This window comes from Mesorhizobium australafricanum, assembly GCF_033977265.1.
In the GTDB taxonomy this organism is placed as follows: Bacteria; Pseudomonadota; Alphaproteobacteria; order Rhizobiales; family Rhizobiaceae; genus Mesorhizobium; species Mesorhizobium australafricanum.
The window spans coordinates 20,154-44,800 of the sequence record NZ_JAVIIT010000013.1 but is presented as its reverse complement, the minus strand read 5'-3'; the positions used below and the strand labels follow the sequence as shown (position 1 = coordinate 44,800).

Annotated in this window: 23 protein-coding genes and 3 tRNA genes; 6 read left to right on the top strand and 20 right to left on the bottom strand. The window is 62.0% G+C overall.

Annotation, left to right across the window (positions count from 1 at the left end):
• Nucleotides 1-12: 12 nt before the first annotated feature.
• The 8 genes from RFM98_RS22790 to RFM98_RS22755 all read right to left on the bottom strand — a co-directional run bounded on the left by RFM98_RS22790 (nucleotide 13) and on the right by RFM98_RS22755 (nucleotide 13,036).
• The gene (locus RFM98_RS22790) at nucleotides 13-1,527 is read right to left on the bottom strand and encodes a lipopolysaccharide biosynthesis protein (protein WP_320310942.1); all 1,515 of its coding nucleotides are present in this window, start codon (nucleotides 1,525-1,527) and stop codon (nucleotides 13-15) included.
• Between the two features lie 135 nt (nucleotides 1,528-1,662).
• Nucleotides 1,663-2,967: an HlyD family type I secretion periplasmic adaptor subunit gene (locus RFM98_RS22785; RefSeq protein ID WP_320310941.1), complete on the bottom strand. Its 1,305-nt coding sequence runs from the start codon at nucleotides 2,965-2,967 to the stop codon at nucleotides 1,663-1,665.
• A gap of 36 nt (nucleotides 2,968-3,003) precedes the next feature.
• Nucleotides 3,004-4,743 (bottom strand): type I secretion system permease/ATPase, encoded by a 1,740-nt coding sequence (locus RFM98_RS22780; RefSeq protein ID WP_320311038.1) that lies wholly within the window; start codon nucleotides 4,741-4,743, stop codon nucleotides 3,004-3,006.
• 657 nt (nucleotides 4,744-5,400) lie between these two features.
• The gene (locus tag RFM98_RS22775) at nucleotides 5,401-6,753 is read right to left on the bottom strand and encodes a polysaccharide biosynthesis/export family protein (RefSeq protein WP_320310940.1); all 1,353 of its coding nucleotides are present in this window, start codon (nucleotides 6,751-6,753) and stop codon (nucleotides 5,401-5,403) included.
• Nucleotides 6,754-6,767: 14 nt separating this feature from the next.
• Nucleotides 6,768-8,141, bottom strand: a complete 1,374-nt coding sequence (locus RFM98_RS22770) for a glycosyltransferase (RefSeq protein WP_320310939.1) — start codon at nucleotides 8,139-8,141, stop codon at nucleotides 6,768-6,770.
• A 188-nt stretch (nucleotides 8,142-8,329) separates the two neighbouring features.
• Complete coding sequence (locus RFM98_RS22765) at nucleotides 8,330-9,982, bottom strand: hypothetical protein (protein WP_320310938.1); 1,653 nt, start codon at nucleotides 9,980-9,982, stop codon at nucleotides 8,330-8,332.
• Between the two features lie 385 nt (nucleotides 9,983-10,367).
• A complete protein-coding gene (gene nusG, locus RFM98_RS22760; protein ID WP_320310937.1) occupies nucleotides 10,368-10,955 on the bottom strand; it encodes a transcription termination/antitermination protein NusG in 588 nt (195 codons plus the stop codon).
• Nucleotides 10,952-13,036, bottom strand: coding sequence for a GumC family protein (locus RFM98_RS22755; protein ID WP_320310936.1), 2,085 nt, complete (start codon nucleotides 13,034-13,036; stop codon nucleotides 10,952-10,954). Before RFM98_RS22755 ends, nusG begins: the two co-directional genes overlap by 4 nt.
• A 427-nt stretch (nucleotides 13,037-13,463) precedes the next feature.
• On the opposite strand from RFM98_RS22755, the gene RFM98_RS22750 reads away from it, so the two are divergent.
• From RFM98_RS22750 to RFM98_RS22740, 3 genes are all read left to right on the top strand, one after another.
• Nucleotides 13,464-14,117 (top strand): hypothetical protein, encoded by a 654-nt coding sequence (locus RFM98_RS22750; protein ID WP_320310935.1) that lies wholly within the window; start codon nucleotides 13,464-13,466, stop codon nucleotides 14,115-14,117.
• A gap of 665 nt (nucleotides 14,118-14,782) precedes the next feature.
• Nucleotides 14,783-15,418 carry a Crp/Fnr family transcriptional regulator gene (locus tag RFM98_RS22745; RefSeq protein WP_320310934.1) on the top strand — a complete coding sequence of 212 codons (636 nt, stop codon included), beginning with the start codon at nucleotides 14,783-14,785 and terminating at the stop codon, nucleotides 15,416-15,418.
• A 17-nt stretch (nucleotides 15,419-15,435) separates the two neighbouring features.
• Nucleotides 15,436-15,564, top strand: coding sequence for a hypothetical protein (locus RFM98_RS22740; protein ID WP_320310933.1), 129 nt, complete (start codon nucleotides 15,436-15,438; stop codon nucleotides 15,562-15,564).
• A gap of 239 nt (nucleotides 15,565-15,803) precedes the next feature.
• Here RFM98_RS22740 and RFM98_RS22735 read toward each other — a convergent pair.
• Nucleotides 15,804-15,879 (bottom strand) — tRNA-Phe (locus RFM98_RS22735).
• 67 nt (nucleotides 15,880-15,946) lie between these two features.
• On the opposite strand from RFM98_RS22735, the gene RFM98_RS22730 reads away from it, so the two are divergent.
• A complete protein-coding gene (locus tag RFM98_RS22730) occupies nucleotides 15,947-16,201 on the top strand; it encodes a hypothetical protein (RefSeq protein ID WP_320310932.1) in 255 nt (84 codons plus the stop codon).
• A 69-nt stretch (nucleotides 16,202-16,270) separates the two neighbouring features.
• On the opposite strand, the gene yacG is transcribed toward RFM98_RS22730, so the two are convergent.
• From yacG to RFM98_RS22685, 9 genes are all read right to left on the bottom strand, one after another.
• The gene (yacG, locus tag RFM98_RS22725; protein WP_320310931.1) at nucleotides 16,271-16,492 is read right to left on the bottom strand and encodes a DNA gyrase inhibitor YacG; all 222 of its coding nucleotides are present in this window, start codon (nucleotides 16,490-16,492) and stop codon (nucleotides 16,271-16,273) included.
• On the bottom strand, nucleotides 16,489-17,115 hold the full coding sequence (locus tag RFM98_RS22720; protein WP_320310930.1) for a Maf-like protein: 627 nt from the start codon (nucleotides 17,113-17,115) through the stop codon (nucleotides 16,489-16,491). Before RFM98_RS22720 ends, yacG begins: the two co-directional genes overlap by 4 nt.
• Before the next feature lie 129 nt (nucleotides 17,116-17,244).
• Nucleotides 17,245-17,463 (bottom strand): translation initiation factor IF-1, encoded by a 219-nt coding sequence (infA, locus tag RFM98_RS22715; protein ID WP_006200926.1) that lies wholly within the window; start codon nucleotides 17,461-17,463, stop codon nucleotides 17,245-17,247.
• A gap of 199 nt (nucleotides 17,464-17,662) precedes the next feature.
• Nucleotides 17,663-18,103 carry an arsenate-mycothiol transferase ArsC gene (locus RFM98_RS22710; RefSeq protein WP_320310929.1) on the bottom strand — a complete coding sequence of 147 codons (441 nt, stop codon included), beginning with the start codon at nucleotides 18,101-18,103 and terminating at the stop codon, nucleotides 17,663-17,665.
• Between the two features lie 11 nt (nucleotides 18,104-18,114).
• Nucleotides 18,115-18,600: a UPF0262 family protein gene (locus RFM98_RS22705; RefSeq protein WP_320215608.1), complete on the bottom strand. Its 486-nt coding sequence runs from the start codon at nucleotides 18,598-18,600 to the stop codon at nucleotides 18,115-18,117.
• Nucleotides 18,601-18,602: 2 nt separating this feature from the next.
• Nucleotides 18,603-19,895 carry a histidinol dehydrogenase gene (gene hisD, locus RFM98_RS22700; RefSeq protein ID WP_320310928.1) on the bottom strand — a complete coding sequence of 431 codons (1,293 nt, stop codon included), beginning with the start codon at nucleotides 19,893-19,895 and terminating at the stop codon, nucleotides 18,603-18,605.
• Nucleotides 19,896-19,901: 6 nt separating this feature from the next.
• Nucleotides 19,902-20,333 (bottom strand): DUF2948 family protein, encoded by a 432-nt coding sequence (locus tag RFM98_RS22695; RefSeq protein WP_320215606.1) that lies wholly within the window; start codon nucleotides 20,331-20,333, stop codon nucleotides 19,902-19,904.
• A gap of 194 nt (nucleotides 20,334-20,527) precedes the next feature.
• On the bottom strand, nucleotides 20,528-21,820 hold the full coding sequence (gene murA, locus RFM98_RS22690) for a UDP-N-acetylglucosamine 1-carboxyvinyltransferase (RefSeq protein ID WP_320310927.1): 1,293 nt from the start codon (nucleotides 21,818-21,820) through the stop codon (nucleotides 20,528-20,530).
• A 141-nt stretch (nucleotides 21,821-21,961) separates the two neighbouring features.
• Nucleotides 21,962-22,162: a hypothetical protein gene (locus RFM98_RS22685; protein ID WP_320310926.1), complete on the bottom strand. Its 201-nt coding sequence runs from the start codon at nucleotides 22,160-22,162 to the stop codon at nucleotides 21,962-21,964.
• Nucleotides 22,163-22,387: 225 nt separating this feature from the next.
• Between RFM98_RS22685 and RFM98_RS22680 the strand changes: the two genes are divergently transcribed.
• Both RFM98_RS22680 and RFM98_RS22675 read left to right on the top strand, forming a co-directional pair.
• Nucleotides 22,388-22,462: transfer RNA gene (locus tag RFM98_RS22680), tRNA-Thr, on the top strand.
• Nucleotides 22,463-22,539: 77 nt separating this feature from the next.
• A tRNA-Cys gene (locus RFM98_RS22675) sits at nucleotides 22,540-22,603 on the top strand.
• A 138-nt stretch (nucleotides 22,604-22,741) separates the two neighbouring features.
• Here the strand turns inward: RFM98_RS22675 and RFM98_RS22670 are convergent.
• Both RFM98_RS22670 and RFM98_RS22665 read right to left on the bottom strand, forming a co-directional pair.
• Nucleotides 22,742-23,488, bottom strand: coding sequence for a GGDEF domain-containing protein (locus tag RFM98_RS22670; protein ID WP_320310925.1), 747 nt, complete (start codon nucleotides 23,486-23,488; stop codon nucleotides 22,742-22,744).
• Between the two features lie 265 nt (nucleotides 23,489-23,753).
• Nucleotides 23,754-24,461, bottom strand: a complete 708-nt coding sequence (locus RFM98_RS22665; protein ID WP_320310924.1) for a thermonuclease family protein — start codon at nucleotides 24,459-24,461, stop codon at nucleotides 23,754-23,756.
• Nucleotides 24,462-24,647: the final 186 nt, after the last annotated feature.

Below are 24,647 nucleotides of genomic sequence, written 5' to 3'. Positions count from 1 at the left end.
CTGTTTCCTTCTTCATCCCTGGCGGCGGAACTGGGGCCAGGCGGGCGCCACGGAAACTACCAGGCGCAGCAGCGACAACCCCTCTCGGCCAAGGAACAGCGACGGCAGGACCCAGCACAGAAGCAGGCTCCCGGCAGACGCCAGCAATGCCACATCGATGAGCAGGGGAAGCGGTGGCAGCCGGAGCTCGCGCATCCATTCCACAACTGCCCAGGCGCCTGTTCCGACAACGCCCGCGAGCGCGACGCCGGGCAGGTGCGCTGCCGCGAATTCCGACCATGTCATGCTGGTCACGCGAAGGCTCAACTGTGCCATCAGGAAGAAGTTGACAGCGAAGGCAACTCCGACGCCGAACGCCACGCCTTCCACCCCCCAGCGCTGTCCGATGACGGATCCGACGAAGACGCCGATGGTGAAGACGGCCTGGCGCCATGCTCGCGCGTAGACCGTGCCGGTTGCCCGCGAGATGGAGTCGCTAAGCTTGTAGCTCGTGCGGAACAGCATCCCGAACGCCAGGATCTGGAGCGGCGCGACGACGCCCTCCCAACTCCGTCCGAGAACGACCAGAACCAGTTCGGGCGCCACGATTGACACCACCACGCTGGCCGGCAAGACAAGCAAGGCGCAACCTGCGACGGCGCTGCGGTAGGCGCGGGCAAGCCGCACTGGCTCCTCCTGAACCAGCGCCATCGTCGGGAACAGCACACGATCGAAAACCTGGCCGACGATGACCGCCGGCGTCGTCATGAGCTGCGACGACAGACCGTAGAGGCCGAGCGCATCGGCGCCTAGCCAGCGGCCCACGACGAGCCTGTCTGCTTGCGTGGCAAGATAGTTGCAGACGCGGGCAACGGTAAAGCCGCCTCCGAAATAGAGCAGCTCGACGATTGCGCGCCGCTCCAGCAAAGGCCGCATCGGATGCGGCTGGCCGGTGAGCAGCATGATCGTGCTTATGAATTGCTGGGTCAACAGGGCGCCGACAAGCGTCCAAATGCCGAAGCCGAGCCAGGCGAGGATCGGACCGACGACGACATAGCCTAGCGCAAAGGCGCAAGCGTCGACGAGCGCGAGCCAGCGGAATCGTAGCGCGCGCTGGGCCGAAGCCTGCGCCACCATGGAAAGCCCCTGGAAAAGAAAGATGACGCAGATCGCGCGCACCACGAGGGCCAGATCCGCAAGCCGAAGGAGATTGGCAAAGAGGGGCGCCATCACCCAAACCAGCGCGGACACAGCGAGGCCAAGGAGGAGCGAGAAGGTAAACCCGACCCGAAGATGGCGCTCTTCCAGCACGGGCCGCTGCACGATCGCGGGGGCGATGCCGAGGCCCTGGAAGATGGTCGAGAACCTGATGACGATCAGGGCCGCGGAGTAAAGACCGAACTCGCTGGGCGAGAGCAGCCGGGCCAGGACGAGAAGGGCAACAAGCTGCGCCACCGCCAGGAAGCCCATGGACAGGCCCGTCCAGAACACCCCGACGACACTGCGTTTGGCCAGTCCGGACCGACTGTTGCTCACGCCTTTCTCCATTCGCTAATGCATGTCGCGCAGAAGTGTGCAGCGGTTCTGGGACAACGACATGCATCAAAACAAAGACTTAAAGCGCGTCGCCTGAATCCGGTTCAGCGCGACGCGCTTTAGGCCGATCGATGCCGCGCCGTGCTGCTATTGGTCCCTGAACGCGCGCATCATCTGGTCCGTCAAAGGTTTCATCAGGTAGGAGATCACCCTGCGATCGCCGGTCCGTATGAATGCTTCCACCGGCATGCCGGGCACCAGCGAGAGCGCTCCGAGTTTCTTCAGGTCCTGCGGGTCGGGCGTGATGCGCACCACGTAGTAGACTTCATTGGTGCGCTGGTCGCGCGTGACATCGGCCGAGATCATGGACACCACGCCCTCCGTCTCGGGCGTCGTGCGCACGTTAAAGGCGGTGAAGCGCAGCAGCGCGTGCTGGCCGATCAAAAGCTGGTCGATGTCTTGTGGAGCAGCCTTCACCTCGATCGCGAGCCTATCGGTGTCGGGGACGATCAGCATGATCGGTTCCCCCGCACCGACCACGCCGCCCACGGTGTGGATGGTCGATTGATGAACCGTGCCGCTGGCGGGAGCGCGAATATCGATGTGGGTCAGTTGGTCCTCGGCCGCAACCTTCCGCTCCTCGAACTCGGCGATCTTGGCTTCGACGTCGCGCAGCTCGCTCCCGGTCTCGCTTGCGAACTCCTTGTCCAGCTGTAGAACCTGGAGTTCGACTTCGGCGATGGCGCCCTTTGCCTGCGCCATGCTCGATACAAGTTGCGCCCGCTCGCCCTCGATGCGAGTCGCCTCGCGTTCGTATTCGGTCAACTTGGATTTGATGGTGAGCTTCATTTCGACCAGGCTTCGGATATCGACGAGCTCGTCGTTGATCAGCGCAATCTCCTTGGCCTTCGACGATTCCTGGGCCGAATACCCTTCGATCTGGTTGCCGAGCTGCTCGATGCGCTCGCGCAGGCGTGCCTTGTTGCCGGACACCTCGACCCGGCGAAGATCGAACAGACGTTGCTCGCTGGCTAAGGTGGCCGCAATCTCGGGGTCGTTGATCCGAGCGGTAAGCTCCGGCGGAGATACCATTTGCTCGCTGCCATCACGTTCGGCCTCGAGCCGGGACCTTCGCGCATAAAGCTCGTCCAGGTTCTTCGTCACATACGCCAGGCTGGCACGCGAAATAGTGTCGCTGAGTTCGACCAAAATATCTCCGGCCTGCACATGGTCGCCGTCGCGCACGAAGATCTTGCCGACGACCCCACCAGTGGGGTGCTGCACCTTCTTTTCGCTGGTCTCGACGACCACCGCGCCATGCGAAATGACTGCTCCCGAAATGTCGACCGTCCCAGCCCAGACTCCAGCCCCGCCGACGAGCAGCGCGACGACGGTTACCCCGCCCAGCAGGTTGCGGCGGATGGATCGCCGGTTGGAAGATGATCGCTTCAAGATGACTGTCCTTGGCTGCCCGCTTCCTGGACGCCGTCAATTTGGCAGTTGTGGTGAGCTTGAAACCGGCTGCAGGCTGTCACTGCCGACCTGAGGCATCGGAAGGAGCTTCGACAGGACGCAATCCCTCGTGCCGAACATGTGCATCTGTCCCTCTTTCATCATCAGCATGAAATCCACCGTGCTGAGGATGTTGGGCCGATGCGCCACGATCGCCACAATGCCGCCGCGCGCCTTGATTCCAAGGATGGCCTGGGCAAGCGCCATTTCGCCGTCCATGTCGAGATTGGAGTTCGGCTCGTCGAGGACGACTAGGAAAGGGTCGCCGTAGAGCGCACGCGCCAGGGCGACACGCTGGCGCTGTCCGGCTGAAAGGGCGGTTCCGCCTTCTCCAATCTGTGTGTCGTAGCCGTTGGGAAGACCGACGATCAGGTCGTGAACGCCCGCCGCGCGGGCAGCGGCGACAATGGCCTCCGTGTCCGCTCCGGGTTCAAAGCGCGCGATGTTGGCTGCGACCGTCCCCGCGAACAGTTCAACGTCCTGCGGCAGATATCCGATATAGCGGCCGAGGCGCTCCGAGGACCACTGATCGAGCGCGGCTCCATCCAGCTTGATACGGCCCGCCAGCGGCCGCCATGCGCCGACCAGCCCGCGAACCAGGCTCGATTTGCCGGAACCGCTCGGGCCGATGACGCCGAGCACGGAGCCGGCGTCCAGGCGAAATTCGACGCTTTGCACGATGATGCGTTGCGTGCCCGGCGCGCCGATCGCAATGCGATCCACCGTCAGGTTCGAGCTCGGCACCGGAAGCGCCATCGGTTGACCATCCTGGGGCAGTCGGGCGAGCAGGCCGTTCAGCCTGCGCCAGCTTTGGCGGGCGCCGACGAAATTGCGCCAGTTGGCGATGGCAAGATCGACCGGCGCGAGCGCACGGCCCGCGAGGATGGACCCGGCAATAATGATCCCGGACGTCGCCTCGCCCTGGATGACAAGCCAGGCGCCCACGCCCAGCATTGCCGACTGGAGCATCAGCCGCAAGGCGCGGGCGAAACTGCCGAAGCCGCCTACGATATCGCTGACACGCTGCTGTTGCGCGAGATGTTGCCGGCTGGTTTCCCGCCAATGGTCATGCAGGCGCTTGCCCATGCCCATCGCCATGAGGACCTCCGCGTTGCGGCGGCTGGCCTCGGCGAAGCTGTTGCGCCGCACGGCTGTCAGAACAGCGGCACCCATAGGTCTGCGCGTAAGGAACTCGGTCGCCGCCGTCAGCGTCACCAATATGACAGCGCCGCAAACGGCGGTGATGCCGAGCGTCGGATGAAGGCTCCAGATGATCCCCAGGTAAAAGGGCAGCCACGGCAATTCGAAAAGCGTGCTGGGTCCGGGGCTCGCCAGAAACATACGAATGTTGTCGAGGTCGCGTTGCGGCTGCAGCCCATCGCCCTGCTGGCCGATGAACAAGGGCAACCTGGAGATGGCGGTGAACACGCGTCCGCCGACGGCTTCGTCGAGCTCGGTACCGATCCGGGTCATGATGCGGCCGCGCACGAGATCGATGACAGCCTGCCCGACGAACAGAACGCCTGCTAATATCGCCATGCCGACCAAAGTCGGAACGCTGCGGCTCGGCAGCACACGATCATAGACTTGCAACATGAACATCGCGCCGGTCAGCATGAGAATGTTGCTCACGCCGCTGAAAGCCGCGACGCCCGCGAGCGCTACCCTGCAGGAGCGCAGCGCGCAGGCGAGTTCCGAACCGGGCGGCGGCTGGATGTCCCCGGAAAGGGACTGGGCGCCGGCCCCTCTATTCGCGGACACACCTGTCAGGCGGCCTCGTCGTTTCCGTCTTGCTTTGGCTGCGGCTGCCGTCAGCAATCCCAGGGCAGCCACCGCCAGCCAAACCGGAAGATGGCCAAGGCCGGCCAGCAAGGCCGGCCGACCGTCGAGAAAGCGGAGCCAGTCGGGCAAAATATTGCTCCAAGGCCGCGTCAGCGAGACCAATCCCGGGAAATCGACAGAGGGCGACAGAATCCCGACGCCTGCCAACGCAAGAGCGAGCAGGAGCAGGATTGTACGGGAAATGCGCGACCGGCGACGGCGTGGGAGGCGACGTGACCTCTTCCGGCGCGCCGTTGGACGGAGAAGGCGCACAGGCTTCCGCTCCGTGTCGCCGCGGACATTCGTGAGGCGAAGACGGCGACCCAAGGCTATCAGTGCCGTGCCAAGGACCAAGATCAGAGTTCCAGGGGTGAAGCTTTGAGCATCTGAACAGTTTCTTCCTTCCAATGCGCCGATGGGACGGTCGATGTTCGAGGACTACTTTCGTGCTGGTCGGCGGGACCGGTGCTCGATCCGATCGCAGGCAAGGCCCTTCCGAGAGCCGACGCCACGCCTGGACGACGCTCCGCCCAGGCTGTCTCCGTAACGTGGCTATTGGCCGACGACACCAGGGGCTATTGCTCCGGTTGCCGAAATTTCCGGAGCATAGAACCCTTTGTTGGCTGCGACCGAAACCTCGATTACATCGCCGGCTTTCACTTCCGTATTTTCGTCGGCGACGATGTCATGCGCCGCTTTCTGGTCGCGTCTGAAGATCGAAATCTTCACGGAGCCCTGCAAATCATCAAAGGTCCTTTGCTCGCCATAGGTGAAGATGAAAAGAAGTTTGTCGGCGACGTATCTTATTTGGCTTTGAGTTTTTCCCAACTCTACCTCCGTGTCCTGGGTTTGGGCTAGCAAGTCCATGTCATAGCTTTGATGCTTCTTTCTCAGCTCGCTCTCCGCGTTCAGCAGTTCCTGCTGTGCCTGGACCTGCTGAAACTCGGTCTGCGCAAGTTCGGCGCGATAGCTGGTATGTGCCCGTTCCGCGTTCATGACGTTCGTGTTCGTCACCAGACCTTTTTCCCGCAGCGCGCGGGCGGATTGCAGTTCTTCAAGCTGAAGGTCCGCGGTCTTTTCCCGTTCCTTGCGCGTGGTAGCAACCATGTCGGCTTCCTTCTTCGCGCGAACCGTCGAGGCTTCGAGATAGGAAATATCGTCCCGGTAGGCGGCAAGATGCGCGTCCAACTGCGCTTGCTCGGATGCAACGATGTCGGCAATCAGGCGTCCGGCGAATTCGACAGGCGGATCCGGCGGAGCAACGAAGGTCTTGTCCTGCCGGCTTTCCGCTTGCAGGCGGGCAAGTCGAACCTTCAGCCGATATTCTTCAATCGCCAGATTTGAGCGCGCGCTGCGCAGATCCGCTATTTGCAGGGCCGGCTCGGTATTTCCCGTGATCGTAGCCCGGAAGCCGCCCGCTATGGTCAGCGCTTGGCGAACGGTTAACCCCGGTTGAAACGGGTAGGATCCGGGATGAGCCACCGTTCCGGAAATGAAGAAGGGCCGATACTGGCCGACCGCCACTTGCACAAACGGCTCGAGGATGAGCTTCTGCCGCTGGAATGCGCCCTGGATGGCCTGCGAAAGAGCAGCGCTGTTGAGGCCGCGCGCTTGGATATCGCCAAGCAGCGGAAGCGATATCGATCCGCGATCGTCGACTACGACTTCCAGCGGATAGGCTGCCTCTCCGAACACGGATATGCGCAGGACGTCACCGGTGTCGAAAGCGTAGCCGTCCGCGCGAGACGCATCGGTAGCAAGCAGGACAAAGGCCATGGCAAGCAGGCCGCAGATGATCGATGGCAAAGAGCCGACGGCAAGGCCAAGATTCGGACGCAGCCTGGGCCCCTGATCTTTCCTTGGGAAAGACATCGATACCAACTGCAGAACAAAACGCCGATACATCGTTTTTACTCCGGTTAATTTGTCCGCCTGACTCCAGGTTCAATCGAGACCTTCTGGTCGGGGCGCCAGGGCAAATCCTTATTCGCGGAGAAACCCTGAGGTCCGTTTACCGCTCCACGACCCAGAACGTGTGGCCGGTCGGCCTGTAAGAATCGGCCTGTGGAAATCGGCCTGTGCAGCGGGGAGGCTCGTTTGGCTGCGCCACCGAGGATGCCTCTTGTAACGTTCGGCCTGGCGGCCGACAGGGCTGAGGCCTGGACGGACCGATAGATCGTTTCGACCCGGTCACACATGGCATCCAGCCCCCAGGACGAAAGGTCGGTGAGCCTGGCGCCATCCGCGAGCCGCGCGCGATAGCGCTCGTTCTCCAGAAGGTCGGCGACCGACGCCGCGGCCGCGCTCACATTGTCGACCGGTGTAACGATCCCATTGACGCCATGCGTCACGACCTCTTCCACTCCGGGCAAATGCGACACCACGCAGGGTCGGCCGCCCGCCAGATACTGCATCACGACACGAGGCAATCCCTCTCGCATCGACGTCAGCACACAAACGTCTGCCAGGCTGATCAGCTTTTCGGGCTCGCCATGATAGCCAATCATGCGAACGTTCTTCGCGAAAGGAGACCGTTCGATCGCCGATGCGACGGCGGACCGTGCCGGTCCTTCGCCGGCCAACAGGAGCCGCACGTTCGGAATGCGATCGACAACCTGGCCGAACGCTTCAATGAACTCGATATGGCGTTTTCTCGGCTCCAGTGCAGCCAGCATCAGGACCACTGGCGGCTTCGGCTCGCCGGCGGCCGTTCCCAGCAGCAAATGCGGTTCTTCCGGCCATTGCGCGTTGGCGAAGCGCACCAGATCGAAGCCGGAATGAACGACGTGGTGCTGATCGGGGCCTCCCAGATGATTGGCGACGCAAATGTCGCGCATCGCCTGGCTGACATCGATGAAAGCGCGGGTGCATCTGGCGGCTAGGCGTTCAGCAGCCAGGAAGATCAGCCTCTGGGTGTTGCTGACGTGCACGAAAGGCAGAATGTGCACGCCATGCACGATGCCGGGGATGTTGGCTTGCTCGGCGGCCAGGCGGCCGATGATGCCGGCCTTGCTTTGGTGCGTGTGCACGATGTCGGGCCGCCAGACGCGCATCAGGCGAGTGAGTTGCCTGAATGCGGAAATGTCACGGGATGGCGAAATCGGGTTGATGAGATCTTCGAGGGTGACGACCCGAAGAGCTCCGGCGACCGATGCCCGCAGGCCCGGGTCGTATTCCTTGCCGTGAACCAGCAGGACCTCGTGGCCGTGCCCCGCCTGGGCGAGACAGCAGGCCAAGGTATTTTCTTCCGAGCCGCCTCGAAGCAGTCGGGTGAGCACATGAACGATCTTCATTTGCGTGTACCTCAGGGACATGAAATCCGGCAGGTGGCGGGCAGGGCAGGAGATCGGTATGGAGTTGGAGCGTTTAGGCTTCCGTCCGCGCCTTCTCGGGCGCATGGCCGTTCGGCCTTGGCGAGGTCGCTGAAGGCTGCCGGTTCCGTTCTGTTGGGCTGGCGAGTGTGGGGCTGCCGTCTGTTCTGCTACAGGGACAGCCAGATATGCCTGAACAGTTCCCGGCCGACCGCCTCTACGCTCGAGCTTGCATCGACGGTTTGGATTTCCTCGTCTTTGGCCCGCAACTCCGCCATCAACGACAGCCGCGCGTCGAATGCTTCTTTCTCGATTTCACCAGGCTTTCGGCTTTCGGAGACGGCAAAATCGGAGACGAGGTGCAAGGTGAGATGCGGTCGGCGCGCTTCCATCCTTCGGTAAAGTTCCTGCTCCAAGCGGGCGAGAACCGACAAGCCTCGGACAGAGAACAGGTGCGGCGGGATGGTTGGCCCGTCCAGATATCCCCTGCGCTGCCCCTGCGGCCACCTGTCACAAATGACGATCAGGCCGCGCGTTGCCATTCGGTGCGCGCGCTTGACGACGGCGTATCGCTCGAACGCGATCAGGATTGCCCACAATGCCAGCCCGGTCGCCGCAACGCCTCCCTTGGCGCGAGTCCCGCGGACGGAGTCCTTGCCATGGGGTTGGGCCAGGGATTTCAGGCGGCGCCGATAAGGGAAAAGCACCTTCTGCAACGCCTTGCGGTGCCACCAGCCGCTGCCGTCGCCGGTTCCGGCATAGGCCTGCGTGCAGCCGAACTTCCATCGAAATGTCTGTGTCAGCCGATCAACCTGGGTACTCTTTCCCACGCCATCGGGCCCTATTACCGCCACCAAAAATCCACCGGTGGCGAACCGTCTTTTCGGCGGAAGGCGGCCGGGCATCAGGCGCTGAAGAAACCTCAAGGCAAGATAGGAGCTCTTGCGCACCAGATGGACAGCGGCATCGGCGATGTCATGGCGTTCGGTGAAGCCGCACATTTCCCGGATCGAACGCCGAAGCCTGGCAAGATCCCCACGATGGGCGACCAGATCGCTGCCGCTTTGCCGGAACCTGCAGGTCGCGGTTCTTTCCCGGCCAAGCGCGAATTCCACTACATGCAAGCCTTGCCCGCTAGGCGCAAACGGCAGTTGTGCGAACTGGTCTCTCCAATGGTGGCGCATCGTGACCCATCGCCGCAAAGGGAGGGTCCAGCCGCGAAAGGCGAAACGGGCGATCGTTAACCGAAGCTCGTCTTCGGGAGAGACGACCGGAACCGCCACGTCACCGACATGCATCGCATCCCACCGCTTGATCGCCGCGTAGTCGAATGCCGGATAGCGTTTGCGAAATTCCCGGCCGACCCGGACGCCGATATGCACGTCGAGATGGAGATATCGGCCGTTCGAAAAGTCGGGCAGGAACCAATCCTCTCGGCCGGCGCAGACATTGTCGTAGCAGGACAGGCTCACCCCGCGACGACCTTGCAGCCCATTCACAATGGAACAGAAGGCCGGGTAGTCGTGCTTGTCCAGAAGGATATCGAGATCGTCCCGACCGGCAAATGCGTCCTGCAGGAATGCGAGGTCCTGGACTATTCCGTATCTCAACCCGGCCTCGTTGAGTGCTCGAAACAGCACGCTGGCAATCGGCAAGGCGGGTACTGGTTCAAAGCGACCGAATGGCGCACTTCCGTCATTTCGAGCAGCCGCTTCATCTGTGCCCTCGTCCATGGCGTTGTCTTGCGGAAAATCCTTGCGCCGCTGGGCGAAGATTTGCCACCGGCTCCCGCCATCCCCCCCGGCGAGCGCCGAAGTATTCATGCCTGGCGCTACCGCCTCCGCTGCCATCCCGACGCGATGATACTGGCGGGACCAAAGGTCGTCGCGGGGCTCGCTGGGGCTTGCTGGTTTGGATTTACGTGAGGATCGCAAGGGGTTCCCCGGTTGTTGGTCACGGCGGGTGCCGTTCACTTCCGTCGTCGGAACGTCGTCGAATTGGGCGTCGGGTATATGTAAGTCCTTGTCGGTCTGGCCTCGTCGGGAGGTCGCGTTGCCGGCCTTCCGAGTGCCGATCCGCGGCGCCGAACGTCACCTCCCAAGCTGCCGCACCGAGGGTGAATTGGTTGCCAACTCATCGCCTCTCTGCGCCGGAGATTTCGGCGCCATGCACGAAAAAGAAATAACAAAGAAAATCGACAAATTAATTCTAGGAAAATATCGCCAATTTATCTCTGTCGATAGTAATCGGTATTGCTCTGTTCATAATATCAAGGAGAATCTTGACCGCCCCGGTCTTTCCAACATGGTCAAGTATCCCAAGCTGATCCGCAAACGGCCCGTCCAAGACTCTGATTCTTTGCCCGGACCTCAACAGGATATCCGGGTGCAAAATTCCGTCGTCGTCGGTTGCCGACATCAAGGTCTCGACCACGCCGTGCGGCGCCGGTATCGGCAATCCTTGGCTCATGACCAGTTTTCGGACACCAACGGTCGAATTGATCGGGTACCAGCTTTGCCGATGAAGGACCAATGAGACGAACAGATAGCAGTCGAAATATGCGCTGCAGACGGTTTTCACGCTGCGGGCGTGCCGGACGGTTCGCTTCCGCTTGGGCAGGTAGGTGCGGAAGTTTTGCGCTGACAGATGTCGCTCGGCCAGTCCCTCGGAATGCTGATGCGTCTGTACCACGCACCAACGCGCAATCCCGCCATCATCGAGTTGTCTCGGCGGTTCCGGAAGCGAATCGTAATGTAAGCCATCATTCAGCATTGCGAATGTTTCTTCTTCGTTCAATTGAGGTAGTAACCGTCGGAGACGCTGCTTTCGAGCGATGTGTAACGGCCGTATTTCGGCAGCTTCGGTTCGTCCACCATCGTCAGGGCAATGCCGGAGATCTTGGATCGGCCGCCAAGATGCCTGATCCCCTCGGCGACAGCCTCGCGTGAGGTTTCGCGCCACTTCACGGCAAAGATGATCTTGTCGACATGCCTCGCCAGGATCGTGGCATCGGCGACGGGGCCAACCGGCGGCGCGTCGATTATGACGGTGTCGAATTTTCCTCGAAGTTCATCGAGGATCGAGAGCATTCGCGCCGAAGCAAGAAGGGCAGGCGGGTTCCTGGTCTTTGCGCCGGCGGGCAGCAGGCTAATCCCCGAGCGCTCGTCCAGATGAATTGCGTGCGCGGTCTTCATCGGCAAAGTCAAAAGGTCGACCAATCCGACCTTCTCGGCCATTCCAAAGAACGCCGTGGCGGCCGAAAGGCGCAGATCCGCGTCGATCAACAGCACGCGCTCGCCGTCGGCGGCTGCCGAGCACGCCAGGCTCAACGCCAGTGTAGTCTTTCCCTCGCTGGGCATCGCCGATGTCACGAGCAGCAGGCGCGGCGAGCGGGTCAGTCCCGGTGTCGCCCCCATGCCCAGGCGAAGCCGCCGCACTGCCTCGCTATATCTGGAGAGTGGCTTGCGCTCGAGATAGGCTATAGGCTGGGTGTCGCCGGACCAGCCCGACATCCTCGGCATGGACGCAAGAACCGGAACGGCCAGTTCCTCCTCTATCTGCTTCTTTGCCATGAAGCCGGAGGCGGACAGTTCACGAAGAACGGCGCCGGCGCCTCCGAAGAGGAGACCAAGAACCAAACCCAAAGCCGCAAAGAGAGGCCTGTTCGGGAAGCTTGGCGAAAGCGGAACAGCCGCGGCCGTGATCACGCGTACGCCGCTGTTGAGGAGGGTGGACTTTTCCTCGGTGAGTTTGGCGCGTGACAGGAAGGTCTCAAAAAGGTTCTGGTTCGCCGTGGCAGTCCGCTCCAGGTCGCGCAATTGGATGCCGACCTGACCTTCGACCTCGGACTGGTTGGATACCGAGTCCAAAGCCCGGACCAGCGAGGCTTCACGGGCTTCGGCGGCGTCGACTTCATTCTTCAAATTGCCGACGAGGCGCTGGACTTCCGCGGAGATTTGCCCCTCGATATCGCGGCGCTCCGCCTGGGCGGACATGACTTCGGGATGTCGTTCGCCATATTTCAACCGCAGGTCGGCTTCCCGCCGGCTCACCACGGAGAGCTGGGATCGAAGCGCGCTGACCACAACGGATTGCAGCACATCGGGCATCGACTGGAGATCGCCTCCGCTGCCCAGCAATTTGTCAACTTGTTGATATTGCGCCCGTTTCGCTGCCAATTCGGCGCGAGCGTTGATCAGCGCGATGTTCAGCTCGGATAGCTGCTGCTCGGTCAAGCTGCCGGCCCGTGTCGTCAGCAAATTGTGGTCCGCCCGGAACTTCTGGACGGCCTCTTCCGAACGGCTGAGTTCCGATCGCAGATACGCGGCCCGGTCGGCGAGCCATGTGGAGGCTTTCTGGACCCCTTCGTAACGGGTCTTTGTCCGATCGGCGACGTAGGCCTGGGCAATTGCATTCGCCAGCGATGCTGCTTTTGCCGGGTCGTACATAGTCACATCGAGTTCGATGACATTGCCAAGCCCGACACGCGAGACTCCCAATGCGCCTTGAAGCCATGACAATGCGGCTGGCCCAACCTTGGGATCCTCCGCCAGCTTCTCGCTACTGACCACCTGCTGAAGAAGCGACGCGGAGCTCATGACCGCGATCTGGCTTTCAATGAATGTTGGATTGTCGGAAAAGTCGGAATTGGAATAGTCCTGGGGAGTCATATAGTCGATCGGAGAGTCAAGCAGGACTTGCGCAACACCCGTGTACGATGGCGGGAGCGTGAAGGCGGCAAGCAGGAATATGCCAAAGGTGATCGCTGCGACTAAGCCACCGATCTTCCAGCGTCGGAGAAGGAAATCAAAGATCTCCCTGACGTCGAGTGACGGCAACTGCTTGGTAATGATCGGATCGTCTGTCGGATTACGCATTCCCGGATCCTTGCGACCAGAAAAACAACTCCCACCCCCTTCAGCACCGGCTGAATGGCTTGCACCTCAAATCATTCGGGCAGTCAGCTGTTAAGCGCGCTGACGCTTATAAGTGAGGGTTCGTGCCCCGCCATCCGGCATGTCCGGATCGCTCTCTTCCGCCCGCCGACCGATCACCCTATCGGCCAACCGAAACCATATCAGTTTCTCGGACGCCCCTGCCATTACCATTAATGAGTAGTAAATCGGCAAAAGGTCGATCTGGCTACCCGGTGGCTTCAGGCTGTCTTTTGGGATGTTGCCAAACATCTTCCCGAACTCGCTTGGGGGAGGTCTTCGGACAGCACTGGCGCCATGCGGGGCGCGGGAGAGTCTGTGCGTTCCCTTCGCCGGATATCCGCAGTGTCTCAGCGAGTCTGGGGTCGATATGGAAACCTATGGCGAAGTTGTATGGGGACTTGTGGATTGGGTGACAAGTAAGTCCGACGCCATCCTCGTGCTGTCGGCGACCCTGCCGCTGGCCCTTCTTCTGAGAGAGGGTCGGTTGATTGCCTGCAGCGTCGTCGGCGTATTTGTCGGGGCTTTCATGTCGATCGTGTTCGGCATCGAAGGCGTTGTAGCGGCCGTGCTCGTCATTCTTGCAAGCAGTTTACTGCTTTCAACCGTCCTGCTTTCGACCCGGAAGCGATTGGCGCAAGTCGAGGATCGCGTCGCGTCGGTGGCATCGGCAATCGACAACCTCGAGATCGTCGAGGAGAGACGACAGACTTTCAGTACGCGACGTACGCCCAATTCGCGGCTTCTCAGGCGCCTGCAATCAGCAACCGGAGCCGCGGAGCAGGCCGCCTCGGCCGACGCAGGCGCTGGACCCGGAAAAAGGATGCTGGCATTTCCCGACATGTATTCGCCGGAACCGGGACCGGCCGACCTGCGACCGAAATTTGCTGCTCCGGCGTCGACTCGATCCGTACAGCGCAATCCCACCTTCTCCGAAGCTAGAGGGAAAGTCGCGTTGGAACTGAACAATTCGGCCGGCGATGGTTCAACCCCATTGGGGCGGCAGAAAAAGTCATCGCAATAATGTGGCCGGGCCGAGGCCTGAAGGCCGGTTCCCAGGGGCGCAACGAATGCATGTCGCCCAGAAGTGTGCAGCGGTTCTGGGACAACGACATGCATCAAAACAAAAACTTAAAGCGCGTCGCCTGAATCCGGTTCAGCGCGACGCGCTTTAGAGCGGTTCAGCGTTTTATGAACCGCTGAACCGCTCTAAGTCTTTGTTTTTGCGCAATTCCGGATGGAAACCCGCACTTTTCCTGGGATTGCTCTGGGATCGGTGTCGCCGGCGAAGCTGGCCGCCGGCTCAATGCGATATTTTCCTCACAGTGGACGCTGGCGATGCTGCAATGGGCGCGGCCTGGCGATGTTCGCCGCCCTTTTCCTTCGAAGTTTCCTTCCGATGGCCGAACAATCACGGTCCCAGCGACGAGAACCCCGAAGATTAGTCGAGCCAGCGCGGATTGCGTGCCTGCGCGTTCCGCCTCACAGGTTGGTAGAGCGGTATCCAAAAGTAGTAGGTTTTAAACCAATCGTACGAAATCACGGATGGAACCTTCGGCGTAGTTGAATTACATTGCAGCTTCGGGTTGCCCGAGCATTGACTTTACACGGGGCGTGATGGACTTACCGAAACGGTCTCTTGGACCCGGGCGAACACCCGCGTTAGCCGACTCAAGTTGGGAAAAGCGCGTGTCCGAACTGCCCGGAGCTGTCCGGCGTGTCTTTCCGGCGGGCACTGCGATTGCGCGCGAACATCAGGCCAGATCGGCTATTTTGATAATAACCTCCGGCTGGGCGGCATTTGCCAAGATGCTGCCCAATGGTTCACGTCTAATCGTCGATTTCGTGCTGCCTCATGAAATTGCCCTGATCGAATTCGCCGGAGAGATGAGCGAGACGGTGACGGCACTCTCGGGCGTGACTGCGATTGAGCTCGCCGGTCCGGTCCGGTCCTGCTTTTCGCGCTACCCACAGCCCATTTGCGAGGCCGTCCTGGCGGCTGAAGCGAGCCGATATTCCAGACTTGCGGAACATCTGGCAGGGGTCAGCCGAAGGGGTACCGTTGAACGCACTGCCCATCTTCTGCTCGAACTGGCCTGCCGCACGCATCGATCGGCAACGAGCTATCCAAACCACTATGCTTGTCCGCTGACCCAAACTGAATTGGCGGACGCCCTGGGTCTTTCGGCCGTGCATGTGAGTCGCGTGTTGAAGACATTGCGTGAGGCTGGCCTGGCCACGTTCCGCAATGGTGTGGTGGAGTTGCACGACCATGCGGGGCTTATCGAAATGGCCGGATTTGATCGGTCCTATATCTCGACCTGACTGCCACGCGGCCTCACTTGCCGGCTCTCGGCTGTATCGGCGCCGTCAAGGCGAACGCGCTGGCCGCTGATCTCGACCATATCGCCGTCGATGACGGCCGCGAGGCCGGTGGTGGGTCTGGCTGCGGATCGACCTATTTGTTGTGATGAGACCTGTCCAGGCTCTTTCTCCGGTTGGAGAATGCTCCCAAATCCAGCGAGGTCCAGCGATTCTGGCCGGTGACCACGTGACAGCTTCGTTTGGCGCTCTCGCTGACCTTGGAGAGATCTAGGCATGTGTCGTGGGAGGCCCCTGGGCTTTCGCGCCGAAAAGATAAGAAAATTCAGCCATTGCGGAGGCTGAAACGTGGAAGCTTCGGCGAAAGCGAATATCAGAGAAGAGGGGATGGTGCCCAGAGGCGGATTCGAACCACCGACACGCGGATTTTCAGTCCGCTGCTCTACCAACTGAGCTATCTGGGCCTGCGCCGGCCAAGGGGATCGCCCGCCGGGTTTCACGAGAGCGCCGGGCGGCGCCCCTTGAAAGCGCGTGGGTTATAGCACGGGTATCCTGCCTGTCCAGAGCAATTCCAGGAAAAGTGCGCAGCGGTTTTCCGCTCCGGAATTGCGTGAAAACAAATGCAATTCCAGGAAAAGTGCGCAGCGGTTTTCCGCCCCGGAATTGCGTGAAAACAAATGCAATTCCAGGAAAAGTGCACAGCGGTTTTCCGCCCTGGAATTGCGTGAAAACAAGCGCAATTCCAGGAAAAGTGCGCAGTGGTTTTCCGCCCTGGAATTGCGTTGAAACAATCGCTTGGCCGTTGATTTCGTCAGCAAGGAAAATCGCGGTGAAACGGCGGCCTGCCGCCTACGCTCACCCCGCGTCCTTGGGCCCCGGGCCGGGCTTCGGGCTGTCGTCTTCTTCCTCTTCGCCGTCGCGGCCGGGAATGACATAGGCGCCCTTCAGCCAGCGATTGAGGTCTATGTCTTTGCAGCGCGCCGAGCAGAACGGATAGTGCTCGCGCGCGGAAGCTTTTCCACATTCGGGGCAGGGCCGCTTTGGCCGAAGCGGCGTTACCTTGTCGTCCAGGCTCATGAGCGCGAAGCGTGCCAGTTCTGGTGGGCTTTGAACCCTTCGCCCGAAAGCAGCGCGACGCTTTCATAAAGCGGCAGGCCGACCACGTTGGTGTAGGAGCCGACCAGCTTGACGACGAAGGAGCCGGCCAGACCCTGCACGGCATAGCCGCCGGCCTTGCCGCGCCATTCGCCCGACGCGACATAGGCGTCGATCTCCTCGCGCGGCAGCCGCTTGAAGCGCACCCTGGTCTCCACCAGCCGCTGGCGCAGCTTGCCGCCCGGCGTGATCAGGCAGATACCGGAATAGACCCGGTGCGAGCGGCCGGAAAGCAGGCCGAGGCAATTGATGGCGTCGTCGATCGTCTCGGCCTTGGGCAGGATGCGCCGCCCGACCGCCACCACCGTGTCGGCGGCGAGGATGAAGGCGGGCGCATAGGCGTCCTCGCTCTTCAGCGAATCCAGCGCCTTCTCGGCCTTGTCCTTGGACAGGCGCTTGGCCAGCGAGCGCGGATGCTCGGCGCGCAGCGGCGTCTCGTCGACATCGGCGGGCAACACCCGGTCCGGCTCGATGCCGGCCTGCTGCAAGAGTTCGATGCGGCGCGGCGAACCCGAGGCAAGCACGAGCTTCTGCAGGATGCTCATGGGAGCATGATGCCGAAAAGTGTGAAGCGGTTTTCGGACGACAACATGCTCCACTCTTTGATTTGGAGCCGGATTGGGACTTCAGGTCGAACAGACCTGAAATCATCCGGCCAGGTTCGCGCCGGACTGTTACTTGAAACGGTAGGTGATACGGCCCTTGGTCAGGTCGTAAGGCGTCATCTCGACCAGGACCTTGTCGCCGGTCAGCACGCGGATGCGGTTCTTGCGCATGCGGCCGGCCGTGTGGGCGATGATTTCGTGTTCGTTTTCGAGCTTCACCCGGAACATCGCATTGGGCAGCAATTCGGTGACCACACCTGGAAACTCGAGGACTTCTTCCTTCGGCATTCGATACCTTTACTTGGATGGGGCGTTCCGGCGCCTAGAGCATGATGCCGAAAAGTGTCAAGCGGTTTTCGGACGACATCATGCTCTAAGTCTTTGATCCGGAGTCGGATGATTTCCGGCCGAGCAGACCGGAAATCATCCGACTCCGGCCGGAATTTGCGGCGGAACCTATATGATAATCGTCCGCTTGTGAACAAGCTTAATCCGGGGCGCTTTCAGCTTTCGGCGCCGCAAAACGCCTGTTGATTCGGGCCTTCAGCCGCTCGCGCACGTCGCGATAGGCGGCCATGATGTGCTCGCGCGTGCCGCCGGTATCGGTTGGGTCTGGCATCGGCCAGTATTCGACCTCGACGGCCAGCGAGCGGGTGAGCTCGAGTGCTGCATGGTGCGCCTCCGGCGCCAACGTGACGATCAGGTCGAAATAGTCGTCTTCCAAATCCTCCAGCGTCCTGGGCTGGCGCTCACCAAGCGAGAGACCCTCCTCGGCCAACACGGCATCGACGAACGGGTCGCGCTCGCCGGCGCGCACGCCGGCCGAAGCGACGAAGGTGGTGGCGGGCAGCATCCGCCGCGCCAACTGTTCCGCGATCGGCGAGCGCACGGCGTTCATGCCGCACAGGAACAGAATCGAGTGGGGCAAGGCGGCCAGGATTAGCCCCGCCAGTGCAGCACGCAGACCAGCGTGAACAGCCGGCGCGCCGTGTCGAAGTCGATCTCGATCTTGCCGGCGAGCCGGTCCATCAAGGTCTGCGAGCCCTCATTGTGCAGGCCGCGCCGGCCCATGTCGATCGCCTCGATATGGCTGGGCGTCGAGGAGCGGATGGCCTCGTAATAGCTTTCGCAGATCAGGTAATAGTCCTTGACGATGCGCCTGAGCGGCGTCAGCGACAGGATGTGGGTGACCACCTCGGCGCCGCTGTCACGGCTGACGGCAAAGACCAGGCGCTGCTCGGCCAGCGAAAGCTTCAGTCTGTACGGCCCCCCGCCGTCGTCGCTGACCGGCCGAAAACTGTTCTCCTCGATGAGGTCGAAGATCGCCACGGCCCGCTCGTGCTCGACGTCGGGCGTCGAGCGGCCGATCGTTTCGTCCAGCTCGACGTCGATCAGCCTGTTGCGGATTTGGTCGTGGCCGGACATCGCTACATGTTCAACCTGATCGCGACGGAGCGGGCATGCGCGTCGAGCCCTTCCGCCTTGGCGAGCGCGATCGCGGCGGGTGCCAGCATCTTGAGCTGCTCCGGCCCGAGCTTCAGGATCGAGGTGCGCTTGACGAAATCGAGCACCGACAGACCCGAAGAGAAGCGCGCCGACCGTGCAGTCGGCAAAACATGGTTGGAGCCGCCGACATAGTCGCCGATGACCTCCGGCGTATGCCGGCCGATAAAGACGGCACCGGCGTTGCGCATTCTGGAAAGGAACGCCTCGGCATCGTCGAAAGCGAGCTCGACATGCTCGGCCGCGATCCGGTTGACCAGCGGCAACGAGGTTTCGAGCGTCGGCACCAGGATCACCGCGCCGAAATCGCGCCAGCTTGCGGCCGCCGTCTCGGCGCGCGGCAGAACTTTCAGCTGGCGCTCGACCGCCTGCTCGACCGCCTTGCCGAATTCGGCGTTGTCGGTGACCAGGATCGATTGCGCCGATACATCATGCTCGGCCTGCGCCAACAGGTCGGCCGCGATCCAGTCCGGATCGTTGTCGGCGTCGGCCACGACCAGCACTTCCGACGGCCCTGCGATCATGTCGATGCCGACCGCGCCGAAAACTTGCCGCTTGGCCGCCGCGACATAGGCGTTGCCCGGTCCGACGATCTTGGCGACGGGCTTGACCGTCTCGGTGCCGTAGGCAAGTGCTGCAATGGCCTGCGCGCCGCCGACGCGGTAGATCTCGGAAACGCCGGCAAGGTCGGCCGCCACCAGCACCAGCGGATTGACGACGCCGCCCGTGGCCGGCACGACGATGACGATGCGCTCGACGCCGGCGACCCTGGCCGGCACGGCATTCATCAGCACCGAGCTCGGATAGCTCGCCGTGCCGCCGGGCACGTAGAGACCGACGGCTTCGATCGCCGTCCAGCGCGAGCCGAGCTCGACGCCGGCGGCATCCGCATAGCGGTCGTCCTTCGGCTTTTGCCGCTCGTGATGCGAGCGGATACGGTCGCGCGCGAACTTTAGCGCCTCGATCGTGGCCGGATCGGCCGCTTCATAGGCCTTGGCGATGTCATCCTTCGAGACGGCGATGCCGAGCGCGCCGAGATCGGCTTTGTCGAACTTGAGAGTATAGTCGATGAGCGCCTTGTCGCCTTCGGCGCGCACGCGGGCGATAATGTCGCGCACCACCGCCTCGACATCGGCCGAAACCTCGCGCTTGGTGGTGAGGAAGGCCGAAAAACGCTGCTCGAAATCGGCGTCCTGCTGGCGGAGCGTAATAGCCATTGCTCCTCAACCCCTGTGCACGGGTCGCGAAGTGGCTTCCCAGGAGCCGCCGACATCGGCAAGCCGAGCCTCGACGCATTCGACGTCGAGCATGATGGTGCCGCCGCCCGAGAACACCAATTCGACGATGCCGGCCGGCTTGCTGATGGCGATGAAGCTGATCGCCAGCAGCGACAGCACCTCGGCCGGCTTGTCGCGCGGCACGCCGCTGGTCTTGGCGCCGAGCACGCGGTCGAAATGCAGAACGCTCTGCCGCCGCTCATTGTGCTGGCGGAACAGGCCGGATTTCGCTTCCCAGACGAAGCGGTTCATGGTCAGCACGAAGCGCTTGGCCGCCGGCAGGTATTCGAGGTCGGAGACCTTCATCACGGCGTCCTGGACATGCGCCGAGACAATGCTCAAATCCTGGTCGTCGAGCGCGATGAGCTTGAGAGCCATGCGGAATGCGCACCTAAACGTTGATAATTCAATGTTCTGTTAGAGCATGATCCCGAAAAGTGGAAACCGGTTTTTCGGCAACGATCATGCTCAAACAAAACGGGAGCGTGTTGAACCCGATCAATTCGAGTTCAAACACGCTCTAGGAGGTCTTTCCGCTCGGCGCAACCGCCCGCAAGGAATGCTGCGAAGCGTCAGCCCGAAATCCGCTCGATCACCGCGCCGCAGCCGGAAAGCTTTTCTTCGAGCCGCTCGAAGCCGCGGTCGAGGTGATAGACGCGATTGACCGTGGTTTCGCCCTCGGCGGCAAGGCCGGCGATCACCAGCGACACCGAGGCGCGCAGGTCGGTCGCCATGACGGGGGCACCCTTGAGCTTGGCGACGCCGTCGACGATTGCCGTCTGACCGGAAAGTGTGATGTGGGCGCCGAGGCGGGCGAGTTCCTGCACATGCATGAAGCGGTTCTCGAAGATCGTCTCGGTGATGCGCGACTTGCCCTTGGCCATGGTCATCAGGCCCATGAACTGCGCCTGCAGGTCTGTCGGGAAAGCGGGGAAGGGGGCGGTCGTGACGTCGACCGGCGCAATGCCGGCGCCATTGCGCTTGACGCGGATGCCTTCATTGGTCGGCGTGATCTCGGCGCCGGTCTCGACAAGCACGTCCAGCGCGGTCTGCAACAAATCGGGCCGGGCGCCGGCGAGCATCACATCGCCGCCGGTCATGGCGACGGCCATGGCATAGGTGCCTGTCTCGATGCGGTCGGGGATGACGCGCACGCGGGCGCCGGAGAGCGCCTCGACGCCATGGATGGTGATGGTCGAGGTGCCGGCCCCATGGATCTTGGCGCCCATGGCGATCAGGCATTCGGCGAGATTGACGATTTCCGGCTCGCAGGCGGCGTTCTCCAGCACCGTCTCGCCTTTGGCAAGCGAGGCCGCCATCATCAGCACATGGGTGGCGCCGACCGAGACCTTCGGGAAGACGTAGCGGTTGCCGACGAGGCGGCCGTTCTTGGTCTTGGCCATGACATAGCCATTGTCGACGTCGAGTTCGGCGCCAAGAACCTGCAGGCCCTCGAGGAACAGGTCGACAGGGCGCGTGCCGATGGCGCAGCCTCCGGGCAGCGACACCTTTGCCTCGCCCATGCGAGCAAGCAACGGCCCGATCACCCAGAAGGAAGCGCGCATCTTCGAGACCAGCTCATAGGGAGCGGTGGTGTCGACGATGTTGCGGGCGGAAAAATTGATGGTGCGCGAATAGCCTTCCTGCTGCTTTTCGCGGCGGCCGTTGACGGAATAGTCGACGCCGTGATTGCCGAGGATGCGGATCAACTGCTCGACATCGGCCAGATGCGGCACGTTTTCGAGCGTCAGCGTGTCGTCGGTGAGCAGCGAGGCGATCATCAGTGGCAATGCCGCGTTCTTGGCGCCCGAGATCGGAATGGTACCGGCCAGCTCGTTGCCGCCGACAATTCTGATGCGATCCATGAGAAAACGTCCCCTCGGCCAGAACAGGCCGGTTTCAATCGGTTGATGCGCCCGGCTTAGACCATTGGCCGGCTTGGTTCAAGAAATAGGATTTCCCCCAGACCCTGACCAAGAGTGGTCGGTCACTGTGGCTGATTTCGGTTAGTCCTTGTGCATTTTTCCAGCAGCCGGCAATCCTTCCGGCCGATCGTCGGGGTCGCGGGCGCGCTGCTTGTCGGCGTCGCCGACGCGCCGCGAGCGGGCCTGCGCCTTGCGCTTCTGCAGATTGGCGCGCAGCGCCTCGGCCAGCCGGCCCTTGCGCTCGCCGCCGCTTTTTTTCGGTCGATTTGCCTTGTCGCTCATCATCCGGTCCCTGGCCGATGGTCAGCCGGCTGCGATTCCGCAATGGCTAGCATTTTAGCGCGGCCATGTCATGAAAGCAGGCCGCCAGGCGGGTTTCACGCTGTGGATCAGCCACGCATGCCGCCTCAAACCGGATAATGGTTGGCAAGAATCACATGCGACGCTTTGGGTTTTTCTTGGCCTTGCGCTTGCCGGTTCGATATGGCAGAAGCGCCGCCATCGTAGGCTGCGGTAGCTCAGTGGTAGAGCACTCCCTTGGTAAGGGAGAGGTCGAGAGTTCAATCCTCTCTCGCAGCACCAGATTTCCCAGTAGTTGTTACATAGGACAGCGCTCGACGACGTTCTGGCGCCAACCTGTTGCGATGCCTCGCATACGAGGCCTCGTGGCGGAATGGTTCACGCAGAGGACTGCAAATCCTTCGATTCCGGGCGAGGCCTCCAATTCCGGCGCCACTAATGCATGTCGCCCAGAAGTGTGCAGCGGTTCTGGGACAACGACATGCATCAAAACAAAGACTTAAAGCGCGTCGCCTGAATCCGGTTCAGCGCGACGCGCTTTAAGACGCGGACCGATTGCGCTCAGTTGCTGACATGTGACAGCCGCAGGCCGGCTTCGTCCGGGGCCTCGGCCATGCCTTCCTCGGCGAAGCGGAACATGTCCTCGAAATCCAGCTCGTGTTCGAAAACGACGCCGCCGACGCTGATTGCGAGCACATCCTTGTCGCCTTTCGGCGCGAAATAGATCTCGCCGACCGCGCCGCGAATGCGCTCGCCAATCTCCTTGGCGTCCTCGTCGCTCGCGCCCGGAAGGAAAATGCCGAACATCGAGGTTCCGAGCCGGCCGATCAGATCGTCCTTGCGCACCGAGGATCGGATGGCCGATGCGATCAGCCGCAAGGCCTCGTCGCCCCATTCGAGACCGAAGCGCAGGTTGATCGATGCCAGATGCTCCGGATGGATGACCAGAAAGGCGCCGGAGCGCGGACCGGCCGGTCTCGCCGCCCTCCTGTCGACCATCGATGTGAACACTTTGCCGTTCAGGCACCCTGTCAGTTGGTCATAGGTGCCGGATTTGGTGAGCTCCCGCCGGTAGCGGCGGATCTCGATCTGTTGCCATCCGAGCAGGACAAACAGCGGCAGGCCGACGGCGATCGGCACGATGATAGCTGTCACGGCCCCACGGACGAACGGTGTCAGGCTATCGCTAAACATGAGCAAGTAGTTCAACCCGAGCGAAAGGCCGACGCAGACGGCGGTGCCAAGCAGGGCCAGCCAGATAACCTGCTTCCATGTCTGAACCGGCGCGGTCGGCGTTTTCGTTATCACGGGCCAATCTCCTATTCGACGCATCGGCTTACAGGAGGTCCGTTACGATTTCGGTTTCAGGGAAGCGTACAATTTGATGCAAAATCGGCATCTTCTCCATGGGAAGCGCTGGATCCGACCACGCAGGCGCCCCCGCGGCTTCCGCGTTGATGACCTGCCTGGTCGTTGCAGCAGTCGATGGTTTAGAATCGCTGAACCGCTCTGACCATTCTGCTTTCACGCAATTACCTAGGGGAACCGGCCAATGGGCTTTCCCGCAACAGCGCTATTGCGGTGGGCCGAAAATGCCCATCCCGGCGCCTCTCGCCACCGCTTCCGCACTGCCGTAGACGCCGGTGGGAGCGGCCATCGCCCAGCCATTGGAAACCAGCCAGGCGCCGACATCCTGCTTGCCGAGCGCGCAGGGCGCGGCAATGGCGAAGCGGTCGGCATCCGGCGGCAGAAGGCATCTCAACGCCCGACCGCGCAGCCAGGCGTTGAAGGCGGCGCGGGCGCGCTGGCCGCAGGGCCAGGCGGCGTCGTCGGACGAACAGATCCGGTCGGGGTCTATGTCGACCGTCCCGCTGATCGCGACCGCGCGTCCCATGGCTTCGAAGACCGCCGAGGAGGTCGCGACCGGACGGAAAAGCAGCGTCTCGCGCCAATCCTGCGGCATCGGCGTCTTCGGCGGCGGCGCGAGCCCGAGTTCGCTGAGCGGAGGGCGCGGCTCGACGCGCTCGATTCCGGATGGGTCGAGTGGCGGCGGTGCGATGAGATGCTCGGCGATCTTGCGCGCCGGCTGGCCTGGCCGCGTGTCATGAAGCGGGGTGCGGGAGGCCGGCATGTCGCCGGCGTCCTGGACCGGTGCGATCGAAGCCGGGTCGGGCGGCAGCCAGCGCCCGCCCACGGCGATCAGCAATGTGCCGGCAAGCAGGCCAAGACCGCCGAGCACCGGCGCCAGCAGCGGTCGACCGGGCGGTTTCGCCTGGCTCACGCGCGGGGCCCCGCGGGATCGTGCCGACTGTCGGCGATGCTGCTCGAGCTCAACCCGTTAGCTCCTGTCGACACGGCGTCGCCTCCGGCCGTTGAACCCGATCATACATTAGACGCGAGCGACATTCCTTGAAAAGCAAGGCGTTGCGTTAAGTCTCGCGCAACCAATGCATCCTAGAATCGGCCA